This window comes from Rhodococcus sp. 105337 (assembly GCF_012844225.1).
Classification (GTDB): Bacteria; Actinomycetota; Actinomycetes; order Mycobacteriales; family Mycobacteriaceae; genus Rhodococcus.
In genome coordinates, this window is sequence record NZ_JABAGQ010000025.1 from 1 (window position 1) to 2,602 (window position 2,602).

The 2,602-nt window shown below is 62.8% G+C and carries 3 protein-coding genes; 1 reads left to right on the forward strand and 2 read right to left on the reverse strand.

Going from position 1 to position 2,602, the window contains the following annotated elements; genetic code table 11:
* On the reverse strand, nucleotides 1-197 hold a 197-nt coding region (locus tag HF886_RS20790), incomplete at its 3' end, for a TetR family transcriptional regulator (protein ID WP_169653375.1).
* A 203-nt stretch (nucleotides 198-400) separates the two neighbouring features.
* On the opposite strand from HF886_RS20790, the gene HF886_RS20795 reads away from it, so the two are divergent.
* A complete protein-coding gene (locus HF886_RS20795; RefSeq protein WP_169653376.1) occupies nucleotides 401-1,666 on the forward strand; it encodes a cytochrome P450 in 1,266 nt (421 codons plus the stop codon).
* 20 nt (nucleotides 1,667-1,686) lie between these two features.
* On the opposite strand, the gene HF886_RS20800 is transcribed toward HF886_RS20795, so the two are convergent.
* Nucleotides 1,687-2,397, reverse strand: a complete 711-nt coding sequence (locus HF886_RS20800; protein ID WP_346765432.1) for a carbon-nitrogen hydrolase family protein — start codon at nucleotides 2,395-2,397, stop codon at nucleotides 1,687-1,689.
* Between the last annotated feature and the right edge of the window lie 205 nt (nucleotides 2,398-2,602).

Consider the following 2,602-nt stretch of genomic DNA (forward strand, 5'->3'; position numbering starts at 1 on the left):
AGTATCCAGCACGACTCGTTGATCACTACGTCTACTGCAGAGCCGATCCGAAGTCCACCACTCCACGGGGCACTATCTGCAACCCGGCGCGAAGTGACTGCGGCGTAACCGCTTTCCACCATCAGCTGCTCCGCTGCGTCGAGTAGCACCGAGCGATTCTTCGCGTCCGGTGCGCCTATCCGCCTGGACGACGCCATGCCCACCTCCGTTTCGCTGCGGCGGGTCGCCGGTTCGGGCCATGGTAGCCGCGCAAGGAATGTGTCCTTGACCACATTTACGCTTCCATGCTATCCATGTATCCAGCACTGCTAGGCAGGCGCTCAGCATCGGGCGAGGCTGACGTTGATCGGTACTACCGCAGTTGTGCACGTTCCCGTGCGCACGACGTCAGGAGACCCGATTGAACGACTTCGACTCGAAGGACTTCTTCACCGACCCGTCCTTCATTCCCGATCCACACCCCTACTTCGACCATCTCCGGTCCAGGTGCCCCGTGCAGTTCATCGAACCGCGCGGCGTTGTGGCGGTCACCGGCTTCGACGAATGTCTTGCGGTTCTGCGCGATACGTCGACGTACTCGAACATCAACGCCGCGACCGGCCCTTTTCCCGGTATGCCGTTCGAAGCAGACGGTGATGACATCACCGATCAGATCGAGCAGCACCGGCCCGAGATTCCGCTCAACGAGCACCTCGTCACCATGGACCCGCCGAAGCACACCCGGATCCGCAGGTTGCTCGGCGGTCTGTTCAGCCCGAGGCGACTCGAGGAGAACGAAGAGTTCATGTGGCGGCTCGCCGACCGCCTGATCGACACGTTCCACGGCGCCGGCAAGGTCGAACTGCTCAACGAATACGCGCAACCCTTCGCGCTGTTGACCATCGCAGACCTGCTCGGTGTGCCCGAGGCCGATCACGCCGCATTCGTCGCGCACCTGTCCACCCAAACTCCGGGCGCGATGGCCGAAGACGGCGCACTCGGCGCCAATCCTCTGGAATTTCTCGATTCCAAGTTCTCCCGCTACATCGAGTCCCGACGAGAGGAACCTGCCGGCGACGTCCTGTCGATACTCGCCGAGTCGACGTACTCCGACGGCGAGACCCCCGACGTGGTCGAACTCGTACGCCTCGCCACGTTCCTGTTCGGTGCGGGGCAGGACACCACCGCCCGACTGATCACCGCATCGTTCAGGCTGATCGCCGAAAATCCCGATCTCCAGAAGCAACTTCGCGAAGACCGCAGTCTCATCCCGCAGTTCGTGGAAGAAGCCCTGCGCCTCGAAGGCCCGGTCAAGAGCGACTTCCGGCTCGCGAAGAAGACGACCACACTCGGCGGCGTCGACATTCCCGCGGGCACTCCGGTCATGGTGTCGCTGCCCGCCGGCAACCGCGATCCCCGGCGATTCCCCGAACCTCACGAGCTCCAGCTCGACCGCGCAAACGCCCGCGAACACATCGCTTTCGGACGAGGAGTGCATTCCTGTCCCGGTGGTCCTCTCGCCAGGGTCGAGGCTCGCGTCACCGTCGAACGCCTCCTCGACCGCATGGCGGACATCAAGATCTCCGAGGAGAAGCACGGGCCGGCCGACGATCGTCACTTCACCTATGAGCCGACGTATATCCTCCGCGGGCTGGCTTCGATCCATCTCGAATTCACACCCGTCTAGTTCGGCACCGGGAGGCCGACTCATACGAGCACCGCTGTCACGTAGTCGCCGGGCAGGGAACCGGCCGCTGCCAGCATCCGCTGACCAGGCGAGACAATCGCGGAACGTCCTGCCGTGGCCCGAAAACCTTCCCCGGTCGCACCGGCGAAGCTCGCCATCGCTACATACGCCCCGCATGCCGCACTGATATGGGCGGCGCGCCGTTGCTGTTCCGCCAACTCCCATCGGTGATGCACCACCCCGCACGCGTACACATCGATATCGAGAGCTGCGGTCGCGTGGACGTGTTCTGCTGTGCCGGTGTCCTTGCAGATACCCAGACCGATACGCCACCCGAGGACCTCGATCGCGGACGCGCCGGGCCCCGGTACGAACCACTTGTTCTCGTCACCGTGCAGATGCGTTTTCCGGTAGGCGATCTCGACACCATTACCGTCGATACGCAGGATTGCGATGAAACGCGCACCATTTTCCGTCACCGGTGCACCGACCAGCGCGCAACCATCCGCCGATCGGCAGGCATCGACAAGCAACGCCACGGCGTCCCCATCCACCTCGACGTCCGCAGCGTCCAGGTGATACCCGGTCAAGGACATCTCTGGAAACACCATGAGGTCGGCACGAGCCGACCGGATCAGATCCGCATGTGCCAGTGCCGACGAAACGTGGTCACCGTCGATCACCGCCGGCTGCCCGACAGCCACACGCAGCAACTCGGCCTTCGTCGTCACAACGTGCATCCTGCCCAATGGCCGGACAATGATCAATAAATGCGAAAAAGGGACCCACTTGTGGGTCCCCTCCTACACACACAACACCAGAAAAAAACTGCATACCAAACACTGAAGGCCCCCAACACAGTTGGGGGCCTCCAGCAAACGGGTGTTCGGCGGTGTCCTACTCTCCCACACCCTGTCGAGTGCAGTACCATCGGCG